This is a genomic window from Aureibaculum koreense (assembly GCF_034296135.1).
GTDB lineage: Bacteria > Bacteroidota > Bacteroidia > Flavobacteriales > Flavobacteriaceae > Aureibaculum.
Genome location: NZ_JAXKVV010000022.1, coordinates 38,831 through 57,145, shown reverse-complemented (window position 1 = coordinate 57,145; position 18,315 = coordinate 38,831). Strand labels below are relative to the sequence as shown.

General features: G+C 34.0%; 17 protein-coding genes. 12 read left to right on the top strand and 5 right to left on the bottom strand.

Annotated elements, in window-relative coordinates:
• Positions 1 to 73 precede the first annotated feature (73 nt).
• Positions 74 to 901: a M28 family peptidase gene (locus tag UMM65_RS14700; RefSeq protein ID WP_321977615.1), complete on the bottom strand. Its 828-nt coding sequence runs from the start codon at positions 899 to 901 to the stop codon at positions 74 to 76.
• Positions 902 to 1,019: 118 nt separating this feature from the next.
• On the opposite strand from UMM65_RS14700, the gene UMM65_RS14695 reads away from it, so the two are divergent.
• From UMM65_RS14695 to UMM65_RS14685, 3 genes are all read left to right on the top strand, one after another.
• Positions 1,020 to 2,705 (top strand): glutamine--tRNA ligase/YqeY domain fusion protein, encoded by a 1,686-nt coding sequence (locus UMM65_RS14695; protein ID WP_321977613.1) that lies wholly within the window; start codon positions 1,020 to 1,022, stop codon positions 2,703 to 2,705.
• Positions 2,706 to 2,822: 117 nt separating this feature from the next.
• Entirely contained in the window at positions 2,823 to 3,800 is a 978-nt protein-coding gene (locus UMM65_RS14690) for a polyprenyl synthetase family protein (RefSeq protein ID WP_321977611.1), read from the top strand.
• Between the two features lie 162 nt (positions 3,801 to 3,962).
• Entirely contained in the window at positions 3,963 to 4,877 is a 915-nt protein-coding gene (locus UMM65_RS14685) for a C1 family peptidase (protein WP_321977609.1), read from the top strand.
• Here the strand turns inward: UMM65_RS14685 and UMM65_RS14680 are convergent.
• Together UMM65_RS14680 and UMM65_RS14675 are read right to left on the bottom strand one after the other, a co-directional pair.
• Entirely contained in the window at positions 4,874 to 5,386 is a 513-nt protein-coding gene (locus UMM65_RS14680) for a sigma-70 family RNA polymerase sigma factor (protein ID WP_415859566.1), read from the bottom strand. The two genes, UMM65_RS14685 and UMM65_RS14680, sit on opposite strands and share 4 nt — an antisense overlap.
• Before the next feature lie 402 nt (positions 5,387 to 5,788).
• The gene (locus UMM65_RS14675; RefSeq protein ID WP_321977605.1) at positions 5,789 to 7,315 is read right to left on the bottom strand and encodes a GH3 auxin-responsive promoter family protein; all 1,527 of its coding nucleotides are present in this window, start codon (positions 7,313 to 7,315) and stop codon (positions 5,789 to 5,791) included.
• An 84-nt stretch (positions 7,316 to 7,399) separates the two neighbouring features.
• On the opposite strand from UMM65_RS14675, the gene purE reads away from it, so the two are divergent.
• The 4 genes from purE to UMM65_RS14655 are packed head-to-tail and all read left to right on the top strand — an operon-like array spanning position 7,400 to position 11,162.
• Complete coding sequence (gene purE, locus UMM65_RS14670) at positions 7,400 to 7,909, top strand: 5-(carboxyamino)imidazole ribonucleotide mutase (protein WP_321977604.1); 510 nt, start codon at positions 7,400 to 7,402, stop codon at positions 7,907 to 7,909.
• Between the two features lie 45 nt (positions 7,910 to 7,954).
• A complete protein-coding gene (locus UMM65_RS14665) occupies positions 7,955 to 8,302 on the top strand; it encodes a four helix bundle protein (protein WP_321977602.1) in 348 nt (115 codons plus the stop codon).
• 47 nt (positions 8,303 to 8,349) lie between these two features.
• Positions 8,350 to 10,383, top strand: a complete 2,034-nt coding sequence (locus UMM65_RS14660; RefSeq protein ID WP_321977600.1) for a M3 family metallopeptidase — start codon at positions 8,350 to 8,352, stop codon at positions 10,381 to 10,383.
• Positions 10,380 to 11,162 (top strand): hypothetical protein, encoded by a 783-nt coding sequence (locus UMM65_RS14655; RefSeq protein ID WP_321977599.1) that lies wholly within the window; start codon positions 10,380 to 10,382, stop codon positions 11,160 to 11,162. Before UMM65_RS14660 ends, UMM65_RS14655 begins: the two co-directional genes overlap by 4 nt.
• Positions 11,163 to 11,238: 76 nt before the next feature.
• Here UMM65_RS14655 and UMM65_RS14650 read toward each other — a convergent pair whose 3' ends face one another.
• Both UMM65_RS14650 and UMM65_RS14645 read right to left on the bottom strand, forming a co-directional pair.
• On the bottom strand, positions 11,239 to 12,171 hold the full coding sequence (locus UMM65_RS14650) for an aldo/keto reductase (protein ID WP_321977598.1): 933 nt from the start codon (positions 12,169 to 12,171) through the stop codon (positions 11,239 to 11,241).
• Positions 12,172 to 12,179: 8 nt separating this feature from the next.
• Positions 12,180 to 13,406 carry a glycosyltransferase gene (locus UMM65_RS14645; protein WP_321977597.1) on the bottom strand — a complete coding sequence of 409 codons (1,227 nt, stop codon included), beginning with the start codon at positions 13,404 to 13,406 and terminating at the stop codon, positions 12,180 to 12,182.
• Positions 13,407 to 13,494: 88 nt separating this feature from the next.
• On the opposite strand from UMM65_RS14645, the gene UMM65_RS14640 reads away from it, so the two are divergent.
• The 5 genes from UMM65_RS14640 (at position 13,495) to UMM65_RS14620 (ending at position 18,315) form a co-directional block, all read left to right on the top strand.
• Positions 13,495 to 13,998 (top strand): GbsR/MarR family transcriptional regulator, encoded by a 504-nt coding sequence (locus tag UMM65_RS14640; RefSeq protein ID WP_321977595.1) that lies wholly within the window; start codon positions 13,495 to 13,497, stop codon positions 13,996 to 13,998.
• A 407-nt stretch (positions 13,999 to 14,405) separates the two neighbouring features.
• A complete protein-coding gene (locus tag UMM65_RS14635; RefSeq protein WP_321977594.1) occupies positions 14,406 to 14,801 on the top strand; it encodes a hypothetical protein in 396 nt (131 codons plus the stop codon).
• A gap of 355 nt (positions 14,802 to 15,156) precedes the next feature.
• A complete protein-coding gene (locus tag UMM65_RS14630) occupies positions 15,157 to 16,056 on the top strand; it encodes a TIGR01777 family oxidoreductase (protein ID WP_321977592.1) in 900 nt (299 codons plus the stop codon).
• 62 nt (positions 16,057 to 16,118) lie between these two features.
• Complete coding sequence (lpdA, locus tag UMM65_RS14625) at positions 16,119 to 17,525, top strand: dihydrolipoyl dehydrogenase (RefSeq protein WP_321977590.1); 1,407 nt, start codon at positions 16,119 to 16,121, stop codon at positions 17,523 to 17,525.
• Between the two features lie 331 nt (positions 17,526 to 17,856).
• Complete coding sequence (locus UMM65_RS14620) at positions 17,857 to 18,315, top strand: YybH family protein (RefSeq protein ID WP_321977588.1); 459 nt, start codon at positions 17,857 to 17,859, stop codon at positions 18,313 to 18,315.

Below are 18,315 nucleotides of genomic sequence, written 5' to 3'. Positions count from 1 at the left end.
GCTACAAGATAAAATTACTGAGATGGTAAACCAACTAACTCCTGAACTTATAAAATCTATCACCAGTTATCAATTATACACTAAAACATTTTTTGAGTATTTTTAAATCAGAAATGGTATAATTCAAATGGTCAGAGAAATCAACTCCGGGCAAGAGAGCATTGCCTTTAAAAGATTTGGTGGGAATTAGTTGTTGCGATTCCATTAACGAGGTAATCTCCTCACTAAATTTGCCACTGTCCTTATGTTGAACTACCGTTATAAAATTTGCTTTGTTTCCATACATCAAACTCATTCCTGAAATCGGATATTCTTGTGAGTCTGGTTTATCATTATAATATCCAATCATTTCCAAGCAAATCATTCCCTTTACGGGAATTTTACTCTCAAAAAGATAATTGGCATGAATATAACTGCCCATTTGTTCTGTTCTAAAAAAAGGAGGTTCTTCTAAGGTGTATGCTACAAAATCTATTCTGTATTTGAGGTTCTCTTTGGCTAAAAGTCGAGCCAATTCCAGTAAACCTGCTACACCGCTAGCATTGTCATCAGCACCTTGTTGATTGCCAAAAACATCGTAATGGGCACCAATTATGATACGTTCTTTATTTTCTATTCCAATTGAACCTATTACATTTTTATATACGTTTCCATCAACATCATATTTTTGATACCCAGTAGAATCACATACTTTTTGAAGCCCTGATTTGATATAACCGGCAACACTATCAAGTGTATGAATATTTTTATAATTTCTAGTTTTTTTTGTGTTGGTAATATTGATTAAATCATTATTGATTCGCAAGGTATCAGCAAAAACCAATTCTTTTTTGGTTTTATCTTGCGAATGTGTACAGCTAAAGGAAATGATTAGCAAAAATATAATTAGTAGATTTTTCATTTTCACTTTTTTTACTTACAAATATAGGTAGTTAAACTAAACCAAATGTTACGGTATTTAATCCATATCTCTATAATTATTTTACCTATTTTTGTAAGCTATTACAAACAAACACTTAATGTCTGAAGAAAAAAAATCACTCAATTTTTTAGAGCAAATAATAGAAGAAGATTTGGCCAATGGTCTTGACAGAGACAAACTGCATTTTCGGTTTCCACCAGAACCAAATGGGTATTTACATATTGGTCACGCTGCTTCAATCTGCCTAAATTTCGGGTTAGGATTAAAATATAACTCCCCGGTTAATTTGCGTTTTGACGATACCAATCCCGCCAAAGAAGAGCAGGAATATGTTGACGCTATTAAAAAAGACATACAATGGTTAGGGTTTGAATGGGCAAATGAATTATACTCTTCAGATTATTTTCAGCAATTGTACGATTGGGCTATAAAGTTGATTAATGATGGTTTGGCTTATGTGGACGATCAACCGTCAGTGAAAATCGCCGAGCAAAAAGGCACACCCACGGAAGCTGGCACCAATAGTCCGAACAGGGACAGACCTATAGAAGAAAACCTAGAACTTTTCGAGAAAATGAAAAATGGCGAATTTCCAGAAGGTTCTCATGTACTACGTGCAAAAATAGATATGGCTTCGCCGAATATGCACATGCGTGATCCAATTTTGTATCGTGTATTAAATAGAAAACACCATAGAACTGGAGCTACTTGGAGCATTTATCCAATGTATGATTGGGCTCACGGACAATCGGATTATATTGAGCAAATCTCCCATTCGCTATGTACATTGGAATTTAAAAGTCACCGGCCACTATACGATTGGTGTTTAGATCAAATTTGTTCTGGTGACGATTTACGCCCAAAACAACGTGAATTTGCCCGACGTAATTTGAGCTATACCGTAACGAGCAAACGTAAGTTGTTGCAATTGGTAGAAGAAGGGCACGTAAATGGCTGGGACGATCCGCGTATGCCCACCATTTCTGGATTGCGTAGAAGGGGCTATACCCCAAACGCCATCAGAAAATTTAGTGAAGTTGCCGGAATTTCAAAACGTGATAATGTTACGGATGTAGCGTTATTGGAGTTTTGCATAAAAGACGATTTGAACAAAACAGCACCACGGGTTATGGCAGTATTGAATCCTGTAAAGGTGGTTATTACCAATTATCCTGAAGGAAAAGAAGAATGGCTAGAAGCAGAAAACAATCCAGAAGACGAAAATGCTGGCAGTAGGAAAGTTCCTTTTTCGAGAGAAATCTATATTGAAAAAGAGGATTTTAGAGAAGAAGCCAACAAAAAATTCTTTAGGTTAAAATTAGGAAAGGAAGTCCGGTTAAAAAATGCGTATATCATTAAAGCGGAATCGGTTGTGAAAGATGACAACGGCGAAATAACCGAAATACATTGCACTTATGATCCTTTAAGCAAAAGTGGTAGCGGCACTGAAGAAAGTCAACGTAAGGTTAAGGGTACTTTGCATTGGGTATCCATACCCCATGCGATAAAAGCGGAAGTGCGTTTATATGACAGATTGTTTAATGACGAAGCTCCAGACTCACATAAAGACAAGGATTTTAAGGAGTTTATCAACCCGAATTCATTGGAAATTATAAATGCTTTTGTAGAACCTAGTTTAAAAACGGCAAAGGTATTGGACAGATTCCAATTTCAACGTTTAGGTTATTTCTGTGTGGATAGTGATAGTACTGCTGAATACTTAGTTTTTAACAGAACCGTGCCTTTACGTGATAGTTGGGCCAAGATAGAAGCCTCCCCCTAGCCCCCTCCAAAGGAGGGGGAACTCGCGGTTTATACATTTGGAAATTGCCATTTCCTATTAAAAAGATAAAATAAATTGAAACCTTGATAGCAATTGGTATAAAATCTACATAGCACATTGAAAATCATAGAACAAATAAAACTTCCCATAAAAGCGGAAATGGAATTCTTTGAAGACAAGTTCAAAGCTTCTATGATTTCGAATGTACCTTTATTAAATAGGATTACACATTTTATTATACGCCGAAAAGGGAAACAAATGCGGCCCATGTTCGTTTTTTTAGTTGCAAAAATGGTTTCCGGTGGTAAAGTAAACGACCGCACTTATCGCGGAGCATCTTGTATTGAACTGATTCATACTGCAACGTTGGTGCATGATGACGTTGTTGATGATAGCAATCGAAGACGTGGATTTTTCTCTATAAATGCCTTATGGAAAAATAAAATTGCCGTTTTGGTTGGTGATTTTTTACTCTCTAAAGGGGTTCTACTTTCCATAGACCATGGCGATTTTGACATTCTAAAACTAATTTCCGTAGCCGTTCGCGAAATGAGCGAAGGCGAATTATTACAAATTGAAAAAGCAAGAAAGCTAGACATTACGGAAGATGTTTATTTCGAAATTATCCGTCAAAAAACTGCAACGCTAATAGCCGCCTGTTGTGGAATCGGTGCTGCATCCGTAAATGCCACACAAGAGGAGGTTCAAAAAATGAGAAAATTTGGTGAAATAATCGGTATCGCATTTCAAATAAAAGACGATCTTTTTGATTATTCTGATGGGAAGATCGGCAAACCAACAGGTATTGACATCAAGGAGCGTAAAATGACCTTACCGCTCATTTACACCATGAATACTTGCTCTGAAAAGAATAAAAAATGGCTCATCAACTCAATAAAAAATAAAAACAAGGATAAAAAACGTGTTAAAGAGGTTATTGATTTTGTAAAGGATAATGGTGGCATTGAATATACCATTAAAAAAATGAAAACCTACCATAAAGAAGCAATTACTATTTTAAATTCCTACCCTGATTCTCCATACAAAAAATCACTAACTGAAATGGTTAATTATGTAATTGATAGGAAGATATAATTGGCCCTTGCATTTCTTCACATATTTAACTCCAAACACTTCAAAATATAATTTTTACAGTAAATAATTAATTTTCTTGTCAATTCGGAACGAAATTTGATAGGTTTCTATCAATCGTCGCTATAAAAAGAAATACTATTAATAATTTCAAAATATATTCTTATGCGAAAATTTGCATTTCTTTCTTTGGCAATTTTATGTTTGAATTGTGATGACATTCAGTTTTCTGGTAATAATGAAATAAATAACGATAACGAGTTTGTTATAGACCCCGAAAATCAAAATTTTGGTGCGGAAGGCTCTTTTTGCTACGGATTTTCTGAGCCCACTACGGGTAATAAAGCCGATATTGAAATCCCTTCAACGTTTCCAGGGTCCTTAGATCTTTCCTCTTTTTTACCACCAATCGGCAATCAAGGCAAACAAGGTTCTTGCGTGGCATGGGCAACAGGATATTATCTAAAGGGATATCAGGAAAACGTTGAAGATGCAAATAATAGCATACAAAATCCTAACAATTTATTAAGTCCCGCATTTATTTACAATCAAATTAAGGTAGCTGACTGCGATAGTGGTTCTCAAATACCAAGTGCTTTGGAACTTATTTCTGATACAGGAATTGTTACATTAAGTGAAATGCCCTACAATGAAAATGAATGCCAAACTCAGCCAACCGAAACACAAATTAATTTAGCAGAAGAAAACAAAATCATGTCATTTTCTTATTTGGATGGTGATACCCTGTTCAATCAGGCTAAAGCATTTTTAAATAAAAATCAACCGATTGTTATTGCCATTTCTATTGACCGAAATCATTTTGGAAAAATAGATGCTAATGGTGACGCTGTTTACAGAGAGTTTGAAAATGCTGACGGATCACACGCTATGTTGGTTGTTGGTTATGACGATGCAAAAAATGCCTTTAAAGTGGTGAATTCATGGGGAGAAAGCTGGGGCAATAATGGGTTTGTTTGGATAGATTACAAAGCCTTTGAAGATGTACTGGACACAGGCTCCGATTTCAAAATTTTATGCGAGGCTTGGGTTACAGAGGATGTTATTTCGGTTAGTATTTAATTACAAACCTTACAATCTTCTTTACTCTTAATTTCTCCAACTAATTTACCTTTATCATTCAATTCGTAACCACAGCAATCCATAAACCCTTGGGCAATCATTTTTCTAGCACGTTGTATTTGCGATTTTACGGTGGGTAAAGGCACTTTTAAAAATTTAGCTATTTCTTGTTGCTTATATCCCTGAATATCGGCCATAAAAAGTGGATCTCTGTACTTTTTATCTAAATTAGTTATGATTCCGTATAGACAATCATGTTCGGAATGTTCATAGAATTCTACCGTATGGCTATCGTTATCTTCAATATCCAATTTGGCAATATCATTATCAATCGAAAAATGATTTTTTTTAGTAGCTCTAAAATAATCAGTAATAGTATTGTTTGCCACAGAAAAAATCCAAGACTTTATTTTATCGATGTCTTTTACATTCGATATTTTGGTATGTACTTTTATAAAAACCTCTTGTAATAAATCATCAGCAATGCTTTCATCTATAACTTTAGACAAAACAAATCGTCTCAAATTTTCCGAGTATCTGTTCCAAATAATTTTTGTGTCTGTCATAAGCCCATCCCCAACCTTCCCCAAGGGAAGGGAGTTCAATTTTGGTTAAAATTTATATTTTCCTTTAAAGTTTAAATCCTTTCTTTCAATTGCAAATTCCTTCTCAAAGAAGATTGCTGATTTTTTATACCCCAATATTCCCCTCCCTTAGGGAGGGGCTAGGGGTGGGCTCATTAACAATTACAACCTGAACAGGTGCAATTCTCGCACGTACAATTTGTACAAGTTCCGTCTTTACATCCTTCACAGTTGCAGGTACATTCTCTATTTCTCATATTATTAAATTTTAAGGTTAAACTTCTTTTTACATCTATTAGACGTAAAGAAGTTAAAAAAGATGCACTTTTAAGCTAAATTTTTTGGAGTGGACATTTCAAGCAGCTCATCCATAAAACCTCTACTGTTGGAGAGTCTTGGCACTTTATGCTGTCCACCTAACTTATTTTTTAACTTCAACCAATTGTAGAATAGTCCCGCTTGGGCTTGGTGAACTTTTGGCATGGTCAATGTCATGTCATTATAGCGTTTGGCTTCATAATCTGAATTGATGGACTTTAATGAATTGTCTAATAGCTCAGTAAAATAATCAATATTTTTTGGTGCTTTTTTAAACTCTATCATCCATTCATGTGAGCCTTGTTTTTTGCCGTCCATAAAAATAGGGGCAACCGTATAATCAACAACTATGGCGTTGGTCTTTGCACAAGCTTGTTTTAAGGCCTCTTCTGCATTTTCGATAATTAATTCCTCACCAAAAACATTGATATAATGTTTGGTTCTTCCCGTAATTCTTATCCGAAAAGGATTTAACGAAACAAATTTAACGGTGTCGCCAATTAAATATCTCCACAAGCCAGCATTAGTTGTAATTACAATGGCATAATTTATATTTAACTGTACCTCTTCCAACGGAATGGCTATTGAATCTTCACCATTGAACTCCGACATGGGAATAAATTCATAAAAAATGCCATAATCCAACATTAACAGTAAATCTAACGAATTATTTTCATCTTGTAGGGCGAAGAAACCCTCCGAAGCATTATAGGTTTCGTAATATCTAAAATCTTTTTTAGGAATTAACTTTTTATATTGCTCCCGGTAAGGATTAAAATTTACCCCACCATGAAAATAGACTTCTAAATTCGGCCACACCTCTAAAATATTATCCTTTCCTGTTTTTTCCAATACCGCATTTAACAATACCAACATCCATGAAGGCACACCCACTAAACTTGTAATATTTTCATTTATGGTTTCATTTACTATGGCTTCCATCTTTGCTTCCCACTCACTCATCAAGGCAACCTCTGACTTAGGCGAAGAACTAAAATCGGCCCAAAAAGGCATATTTTCAATTATTATTGCAGATAAATCTCCGAAATAGGTGTTATTATCTTCATAAATTGCACTACTCCCTCCTAAGCGTAATCCTCGACCATTGAACAATCCTGCATCTTCATTATTATTGATATAAAGTGCCAACATATCTTTTCCTGCCTTTAAATGACAGTATTCTAATGCCTCTTGACTTACTGGAATAAACTTACTTTTTGCGTTGGTAGTGCCACTAGATTTAGCAAACCACTGAATTTGCGTTGGCCAAAATAGATTTTGCTCCCCTTTTCTTGCTCGTTCAATTAAAGGCTCAAATGTTTCGTATTGTTGAATTGGAACTTGTTCTCTAAAAGTTTGATAATTATAAATCGAGCTAAAGTTATACTGCTTACCAAACTCCGTGTTTTTAGCAGTTTCAACTAGGCGAATTAACAACTCGTGCTGAACATCAATAGGATATTTTAAGAAAAGCTCCATTTGGTGCTTTCTCTTTTTTAAAAACCAAGAAATAACCGTATTAAATAGTGGTAACATTTTCTAAATTTCTATATGATGTTTCATATATTTGGACAATAAAAGTACGATTTTTCTTCGTACTGAAATTAAAATTATCAAATTATGGCTAAAGTGGGAATTATTATGGGCAGCAATTCAGACATGCCCGTGATGCAAGATGCAATTACAATACTGCACGAATTTAATATAGATACCGAAATTGATATTGTTTCAGCACATAGGACTCCAGATAAATTGTATGATTATGCAAAGAATGCCCACGTTCGTGGAATTCAGGTAATTATTGCTGGTGCAGGAGGTGCCGCCCACTTGCCTGGTATGGTGGCTTCTATGAGTCCGTTGCCTGTTATTGGTGTGCCCGTAAAATCAAGTAATTCTATCGATGGTTGGGATTCTGTTTTGTCCATTCTTCAAATGCCAGGTGGTGTTCCAGTCGCGACAGTTGCACTAAATGGAGCAAAAAATGCAGGAATTTTAGCCGCTCAAATTTTAGGAAGTACTGATAAAAAAGTTCAACAGACTATTATTGATTATAAAGAAGGGTTGAAGGTTAAAGTTGAGAAAGCGGCTGAAGCAATAAATTTTAAAAATCAAGAAAAAAATTCCAAATAATAAAACACAAATTGCAAGCACCAAATTCCAAAAAAAACCAATAAAATGTCAAAAAAAGTTTACGATTTAGAGGAAAGAACATATCTTTTTGCAAAAAATTGTAGGCTTTTATTATACAAATTGCCTAAAACATCTGCCAATTATCAAGACTCCAAGCAATTGATAAAATCTTCTGGATCAGTTGCTGCAAATTATATTGAAGCTAATGAAAAACTAGGTGATAAAGATTTTAAATTCAGGCTTAAAATTTCCAGGAAAGAAGCCAAAGAATCAATATTATGGCTAAGGCTTTTAAAAGATTTAAACGAACCTTTTGACGATAAATTAGCAGATTTAGTACAAGAAGCAGACGAACTAAGAAAAATACTTTCAACCATCATCAATAAATCGTAGTTCTATTGGAATTTGGAATTTTTTTATTGATTTTTAACTTTTACTTTATGAATCCACTATTACAACCCTTCAACACTCCATATTCCACCGCACCTTTTTCTAAAATTGAAAATAAACATTTTAAACCCGCTTTTGAGGAGGCTATTAAAAGAGCGAAAGCAGAAATTGATGAAATAACAGATAACTCAGAAGCTCCAACGTTCAAAAACACTATTGAAGCGTTAGACTTTTCAGGCTACACATTAGATAGATTATCATCCATTTTTTTTAATTTGAATTCAGCCGAGACCAATGATGAAATTCAAAAAATAGCCCAAGAAGTTTCACCAATGTTATCTGAATTTTCAAATGATATACGATTGAATGAAAAATTATTCAATCGTGTAAAATCGGTTTATGATGATAAAGAAAATTTAGATCTTTCTATTGAACAAGCCACACTTTTAGATAAAAAATACAAGAGTTTTGCAAGAAATGGTGCGAATCTGAATGATACTGACAAAACTAAATTAAGGGAAATTGACAAAAAATTATCAAAACTCTCCTTACAATTTGGAGAAAATGTATTGGCTGAAACCAATGCATTTCAGTTGCACTTAACCGATGAAAACCAACTCAAAGGATTACCAGATGGAGCAAAAGAAGCTGCAAAAATGACCGCTAAGGAAAAAGGTTTGGACGGTTGGGTAATTACGTTGGATTACCCAAGTTATATTCCTTTTATGACGTATGCTGATGATAGATCGTTGCGAGAAAAATTAGCCAAAGCGTTCGGAGCAAGGGCTTTTAAAAATAACGAACATGATAACCAGCAAATCGTATTGGATATTGTAAAACTCCGTTATGAAAGGGCTAACTTACTAGGCTATAAAACCCATGCCCATTTTGTGCTGGAAGAACGTATGGCGGAAAACCCAGAAAAAGTATTGTCTTTTTCAAATGATTTGTTGGAAAAAGCAAAACCTGCCGCCGAAAAAGAATTCAAACAACTTTCTGAATTCGCAAAAAAAGATGGAATCAAACTATTACAAAAATGGGATGGTGCTTATTATTCAGAAAAACTAAAAAAACAGTTATTTGATTTAGATCAAGAGGCTTTAAAACCCTTTTTTAAATTAGAAAATGTAATTGATGGTGTATTTACCATTGCCAATAAATTATTTGGATTGGAATTTAAAGAAGTCAACAACATTGACAAATACCATAAGGACGTTAAAACCTATGAAGTGACCAACCAAAGTGAAGAGTTCATATCAGTTTTTTACGCCGATTTTTTCCCAAGAAAAGGCAAACGGAATGGTGCTTGGATGACCTCATATAAAAGTCAATGGAAAAAAGATGGTGATAATTCAAGACCGCATATTTCTATAGTTTGTAATTTTACGAAGCCTACAGAAACGAAACCATCGTTATTGACATTCAATGAAGTAACAACTTTGTTTCATGAGTTTGGACATGCCTTACATGGTATGCTGGCAGATACAGTTTATCCTAGCCTTTCTGGCACCAGTGTGTATTGGGATTTTGTTGAACTGCCCAGTCAATTATTAGAAAACTGGTGTTACGAAAGGGAAGCATTGGATTTGTTTGCAAGGCACTACGAAACCAAAGAGCCCATCCCAATGGAACTGGTTCAAAAAATCAAAGATTCATCAAACTTTTTAGAAGGGATGCAAACGTTACGCCAACTTAGTTTTGGATTGTTGGATATGCAATGGCACGGTGGCGACCCAACTAACATTAAAAATGTAAAAGAATTTGAAAACCAAGCCTTTGCCGATACACAACTCTATCCTGATGTTGCCGAAAACTGTATGAGCACATCGTTTTCCCATATTTTTCAAGGGGGTTATTCTAGTGGTTACTATTCATACAAATGGGCTGAAGTATTGGATGCGGATGCCTTTGAATATTTTAAGGAAACCGGGATTTTTAATAAAGAGACCGCGAAAAAGTTTGCTGAAAATATACTTTCAAAAGGAGGAACAGACAAACCTATGGATTTGTATAAGCGTTTTAGAGGTACAGCACCTTCAGCCGATGCGTTGTTGAAAAGAGCTGGATTAGTTGAAAAAGAATGAAATTCTTAAAAATTATATTTCATATTGTATTTATAATCCTATTAACCATTTTAACACAAGTTGGCGGACTGATTTGGATATTGACTTTAATTATTTCAGCAAAATTAAAATGGAAAAAGGCGTATTTATTTTTTGGATTGTATTTTGTTTTTAATCTGATATTGATTCCTCCTATTGCTAAAGCTTTTGGTAGAGAAAAACTACCGACTTTCAACTCAAATTTAACACCGAGGAATATTGCGTATCCAATTCTATTCCGAAATTATATAACCCCACAATTAAAGACACTATTGATAGAAACTTCTAATAAAATTAAAGAAGAGCATAATTTTAAAATTACCTATCTAGATGCTAATTTTCCATTTTTTGATAAATTTCCGTTGTTACCTCATCTTAGTCATAATGATGGAAAAAAAATAGATATTTCATTTATGTATAAAACAAAAGACGGAAAAGAAACGAATAAAAAACCATCTATTTCGGGTTATGGAGCTTTCATTAAAGACCAAAGTATAACATCTACAACCTGTCAAGATAAAGGGTATTGGCAATATGATTTTACGAAATATTTCACTTTTGGAACTTTCAACGATTTAGACTTTGATGATAATCAGACCAAAATTCTAATAAAGGAGTTATTAGAACATATAAAAACGCAGAAGATTTTTATTGAGCCTTATTTAAAGACACAAATGGGTTTAAACCGGTATGATAAAATAAGATTTCATGGCTGTAGGGCAGTGAGACACGATGACCACATTCACTTACAGATAAGATAATCTTTTTTAATTGACTCCTTCCTTTAATCCCTTTACTCAACTAATTAGCAGATACTTTATTAAAAGCCCTGGGTTGTTACATTGATTTGATAAAAGAATACATCTTCTCTCTGGTTTTTGCATCTGGCATTTTACCATAACCGGCCATCATATTATCAATGACATGTTTAGGTTTAGAAGTACCCGGAATTACACAGGTTACCAACTCATTTGAAAGAATGAATTTTAAAAAAAACTGACCCCAACTGTTGATATCATAATCTTTGCTCCATTTAGGAAGTTCCTTTCCACGTGTAATTCTAAACAATGAACCACTTTCATAGGGTTGATTAATTATAACCGCTGTATCATGCTTTCTTATCGTTTCGAATAATGATTTTTCGGCGTTTCTTTCCCGTATAGAGTAATTGAATTGAACAAAATCGGGGTTTTCTTGTTGTATCACTTTTTCCAAAGATGAATGTGACGAATCTGTATAATGTGTAATTCCCCAATAACGGATTTTACCTTTTTCTTTCCATTCCTTAAGCGTTTTAACATGTGTTTTCCAGTCAACCAAATTATGTATTTGCATTAAGTCTATTTTTTTTCTTTTCATCAACTTAAAGGATTGATCCATTTGTTTTATCCCAGCTTCTTTTCCTGAGGTCCATACTTTAGTTGCGTAGAAAAACGCATCGGATAATCCAGATTCGCTTGTTAAATCACCAACTACTCTTTCTGAACTACCATACATAGGCGATGAATCAATCACACTTCCTCCCAATTTATTCATCTCTACAAGAACCTGAAGTAAGGTTTTTCTTTCTTCTTGTGAATCGCCAACATCAAAAGTTTGCCACGTTCCTAAACCAACCACAGGTATTTTTTGTTTTGAAGAGGGTATCTCTCTGAGTAACATTTTTTCCTTTAATTTATAGGACATTAGTCCAGGGTAAGCCAACAGTCCTAAAGTACTTAATCCTGTTAATTTTAATACTTCCCTTCTGGTATATATATTATTTTTCATAGTTAAAATTAAGAATTTTTAGCTTCAATCCACCTACTCAAATACTTTGTGCTCTGAAAACTATGATGTTGTAGCAAAACTCCAACAAAATTATTATTTCTATGTAAATTTATATCATCTTGAATTTTACGGATTTGATTATTTAGCTTTTCCGATAGTTGCTCTTTAAGGTAAATGTTATTAATTATTCCAATTCCATTTTGTTGTGATGTTAGCCAAATCTCTTTATTCGAATAAAGTTCAACTGCTTTATCGGCAAATGCTTTGGGATTGTCAGTTATGAAACCATTCCAAGGTAAATCGCCATGCATACCTTCAGCTCCAAAACTAGTTGTTACACTAGGTGTTCCGTTGAGCATCGCGTCAATAAATTTTCCTTTGAGTCCCGCTCCAAATTGAAGTGGAGCTAATAATACTTTCGCTTTTGAAATAACTTTATGGGCATCTTCTGCCCTACCCATTACCATAAAACCTTCATTTTCGTTATGCAAGTCTGTAACTTTTTGAGATGGGTAAGATCCGTAAATTAACAATTTAGCGTTTGGTATTTGTTTACGAATTAAAGGCCAAATGGTCTTTTTTAAGTATAAAACTGATTGCCAATTGGGTTCGTGTTTAAAATTACCAATGCTTATAAAATCTTGTCGCTTCTCAAAAAATGATTTTTTAAATATATCCTCTTGTGAAATACCATCGAGCATAAAAGGTAATTCAACTAAGATTTCTTTTGGAATTTTAAAATGATTGATTAACAATTGATATTCATATGGTGATATAATCAATGACAAATCGCATCTATAAATACTTGCAATTTCTCGTTTAGTAATATCTAACTTGTTAAGTTGTTTTAATTCAAAAGTTTCATCCTTTTTAAAAGCTTCAAACCTTGCTTGTCGTAAACAATGTAAATCTTCGGTATCTAAAATCCGAATCGCATTTGGGCAATTTTCAGCCACCCGCCAACCGAATTGTTCTTCTGTAATAAAACGGTCAAATACAACAATTTCGGGTTGTAACACTTTAATAAATTCATCAAAACTGGAATCGTTTAATTTAATAGTAACTTTTTTAACTCCAAGACTTTCTAAATCATCAATATATTCCGTTTGTTGTGCTGCACTTGCAAAAGTGATTTTATAATTTTCTGCTAAAAAAAAATGAAGCAATTGCAACATCCTACTTCCCGCCGCTGTAGAAGTTGATTCAGGGAAAACAAGACCGATAAATAAGACCATTTGCATTCTGCTAAAATAACTAATATTCTATTTAAAAAATAAACTTTCAATATTTTTTGAAAATTCAAAAATAATTGTATATTTGCATATGGAATATCAAGAAGCAAAAGAAAAGTTTATCAGTACTTGGGGAAGTTTGGGTTCGCTTTGGGGAATTAACAAAGCGATGGCGATGATACAAGCATTGCTTTTTGTTTCTACTAAACCATTGTCAATGGAAGATATTATGGAGGAGTTACAAATTTCAAGAGGAAATACGAGTATGAATTTACGCCAATTAATGGATTGGGGCATTGTAACCAAAGAAATTATTCCAGGTGAACGGAAAGAATTTTTTACAACTGAAAAAGATGTACAAGAATTAGCAAGACAGATAGCAAAGGAAAGAAGTAGAAGAGAAATTCAACCGGTTATAAAAGTATTAAAAGAAGTTTCAAGTATAAAAAATGATAATTCTGATAAAACAAAAGAATTGATCAAACAAACCAAGGCATTGCACAATTTAACGGAAAATGCAGATAAGATGTTGAATAAATTAGTGAATCAAGAGCAAAATTGGTTAACAAAATCTATATTCAAATTCATTAAATAAAAAAAATTTAAACTATACTTTCAATATTTTCTGAAAGTTTTAAAATATAAAATGAACCTAAATCTTATTACATATAGTGTCTATTTACCAATCATTAGTTTAATAACTATAAAGACGGGTTGGTCTTTATATAAAAATGGTGAACTCTTTTTATTAAACCTTTTTAGCAATGATAAAGTTCTGGTTCAACAAATTAATAAAATTCTATTGATGGGCTATTATCTGGTCAATTTAGGTTATGCGATAATTACAATATCCTATTGGGCAAAAATAAATAATGAAATAGAACTAATTAATTCTTTGACATACACACTTGGAAAATTAATTTTAATACTCGCCATTTTACATTACAACAATATATTCTGGCTTAAACAAATACAAAAAACAAACCTATTAAATCAGTAATTATGGAAAATTCAAAAATTATTATCGGCTATCTAATTTATTTACCTATTGCTATCGGATTAACAATTTATGTGTCTAAAATGCTATTCAAAAATGGAAAGTCATTCATGATAGATATTTTTAGAGGTAATGAAGAAATCGCACTAGCGACAAATAAATTGTTCGAGATTGGATTTTATCTTATAAATATTGGATGGGCTTTGCTCATTTTAAAGATAACCTATTACGGAGCAACCAATATTAGCAATCAGGCATTAATTGAAATTCTAAGTAAGAAAATTGGTGGATTCTCTATTTACTTAGGCATTATGCTTTTCTTAAACTTACTATTATTCTTAAAAGGCAGAAAAAAAGCGAATCAAAAACCAATTGAAATTTCAAAAACTGACACTCTTTAAAAGTTATTATTATGAAAACTCTGCATTATATAAACCTTATAGCTTTTCTAATTACAATTGGTTTTTACGTAAGTATTGAATACGTTCTGTATGGAGCAATATGTCAATTCTTTCTGGGTGTTATCCAGCTGGTTATTGCTATTATTATTTCATTTCGATACAAAACAATGGAAAGTAACATAAAAAAACTAATTATTTATTACTGGCTAAGTGTCTTCATTGTAAGTATTGGTATTGCAATAATTAGTTATTCAAGCTTAGTTAGAAACGGTTTTAACGAAATACTATTTGCATTTGTTATTCCGATGTTAATAGCGGCTTATTTCGTATTTATCACTTATCAAATTCAAAAATCATGAAAAACATTATAATAGCAGGCGGAAGCGGCTTCCTCGGACAAGCATTAGAAAATCATTTTATAAAAATTGGTTATACAGTTAAAATACTAACCCGCAATCCGAAAAAAGAAAATGACATCTTTTGGGATGCTAAAACATTAGGAAACTGGGCAAGTGAATTAGATAGCTCTGAGGCACTCATAAATCTGACAGGAAAATCGGTCGATTGCCGCTATACGGATAAAAACAAAAAGGAAATTTACGATTCTCGCATTGATTCTACCCAAATTTTAGGAAAAGTCATTTTGCAATGTAACCAACCACCAAAGGTTTGGATGAACGCCTCAACCGCAACCATCTATCGCCATTCCTTAGACAAAAAAATGACCGAACAAAATGGTGAGACTGGTGATGATTTCTCGATGAATATTGCCAAGGCTTGGGAAAAAGCATTTAATGAATTTGACACCCCAAAAACGAGAAAGATTGTTTTAAGAACTTCCATTGTGATGGGCAAAAACGGTGGAGCGTTTATACCCTTAAAGACCCTAGCAAATCTTGGTTTGGGTGGAAAACAAGGCAAGGGTAATCAGAAAGTGAGTTTTATTCACGAAAAAGATTTTGCAAGAGCAGTTGAATTTTTATTAACCCATCCTGAACTCGAAGGAATATTCAATGTTACAGTCCCAAACCCTACCAATAATAAACTATTGATGAATGCCATTCGTAAAGAAGTAGGTATTTCTTTTGGTATTTCGCACCCAACTTGGTTGTTGAAATTTGGAGCAAAAATCATAGGCACAGAAACTGAGCTAGTATTAAAAAGCAGGAACGTGGTTCCCGAGCGGTTACTAAAAGAAGGATTCGTATTTGAATATCTCACAATAGAAAATACCGTATCCAGTTTATTAAATTAAAACAGGTTATTCAATTACACATATTATCCCTATTTTTGTTCTATTAAAATTAAACTTTACTTATGAGTACATATGATGTAGCCATTATTGGTTCCGGTCCTGGTGGATATGTTGCAGCCATTCGCTGTGCACAATTAGGAATGAAAACTGCTATTATTGAAAAATACGATACCCTTGGTGGCACATGTTTAAATGTGGGTTGTATCCCATCCAAAGCCTTATTAGATTCTTCTCACCATTATCACGACGCTATTTCTCATTTTGAGGAACACGGTATTGAAATCTCAGGTGACATCAAAGCCAATCTGAAAAAGATGATTGACCGTAAACAAAGCGTGGTTGATACTAATACAAGCGGTATAAAATACTTAATGGGTAAGAATAAGATTACCGTCTATCATGGGTTGGGTTCTTTTATTGATGCTACACACATTAATATTGAAAAAGACAAGGGTAAATCCGAAAAAATTGAAGCCAAAAACATCATTATTGCTACAGGTTCAAAACCATCAACTTTACCTTTTATAAAGTTAGATAAGAAACGCGTAATCACCTCAACAGAAGCGTTGAGTCTAAAAGAGATTCCAAAACATATGGTTGTCATTGGCGGTGGTGTTATCGGATTGGAATTAGGACAAGTGTACCGAAGATTAGGAGCAGAAGTTTCCGTTATTGAATATATGGACAGAATCATCCCTACCATGGATGCATCATTGTCCAAAGAATTGCAAAAAGTACTCAAAAAACAAGGTGTAAAATTTTATACGAGTCATAAAGTTACTGCTGTAAAAACTTCTGCAAAAGAAGTAACTATTACGGCTGACGACAAAAAGGGAAATCCCGTAGAATTTAAGGGTGATTACTGTTTGGTTTCCGTAGGGAGACGACCTTACACCGATGGTTTAAACCTTGATAAGGCAGGTGTAAAAGCCAATGATAAAGGTCAAATAGAAGTTAATGAACATTTACAAACCAATGTATCTAATATTTATGCTATTGGCGATGTAATTAAAGGTGCAATGCTCGCCCACAAAGCAGAAGAAGAAGGTGTTTTTGTTGCCGAAACGTTGGCAGGACAAAAACCACATATCGATTATAATTTAATTCCTGGTGTAGTTTATACATGGCCAGAAGTGGCTGCCGTTGGTAAAACTGAAGAAGAACTTAAAGGTGCTGGAGTTGATTATAAAACTGGACAATTTTCTATGCGTGCATTAGGACGTTCCAGAGCGAGTGGTGATATTGACGGATTTGTAAAAATATTAGCAGATGCCAAAACCGATGAAGTTTTGGGCGTGCATATGTGCGGAGCCAGAGTAGCCGACTTAATTGCTGAAGCTGTTGTTGCGATGGAATTTAGAGCATCGGCCGAAGATATTGCAAGAATGAGTCATGCTCACCCAACTTACGCAGAAGCCGTTAAAGAAGCTGCGTTGGATGCCACCGATAAAAGGGCGTTGCATAGTTGAAAAGAAGCCCATCCCTAACCCTTCCTGAAGGGAAGGGAACTAATGGCGTTGATGAGGTTGTTCCCTTGAGACCTAAGACAAAAATTTTCTCAAGCGGAGGCGATAACATAATATAATAGAAATGGGAAAGCGAAAAGTCCTCCCCTTTTTTCAAGGGGAGAGCCTGTGCTGAATTAATTTCAGTATACCCAAACGCCATTTTAATTTTTATAGAATTTTTAAGGGCGGAGGGGTTAACGCGGTTTAATAATGATCTGAATACTAAACATTTAACGAACATGTCAATGTTAGGGGATTATAGGGATGTTTTATTTATAAAAGGTAATTTATAATGGTAAAATTGTACAAATTTTTAATCGTACCATTGTTAGCTATATTTCTTTTTGCTGCTTGTACCTCACAAAAGGCCACAACGGTAAATTATCAAACCGCCAAACAGGAAATTACAGCTATGATGCTGCAACAAGCAAAGGATTGGTCCAATGGCGATTTGGAAGCTTTTATGCAAGGGTATATAAAATCGGATAGTTTAAAATTTGTGGGTAGTAGTGGATTGACTTATGGCTGGCAACAAACCCTTGATAATTACAAAAAAGGTTATCCCACCAAAGACCATACTGGTACACTAACTTTTAAGTTACGTGATTTTGACCAATTGGCAAACGATGTATTTTTAGTTATTGGTGAATTTCATTTAAAACGGAAAGTTGGCGATGCTAATGGCATGTTTTCCATAATCCTAAAACGAATTAATGGAGAATGGAAAATTATAGCCGATCATTCTTCTTAA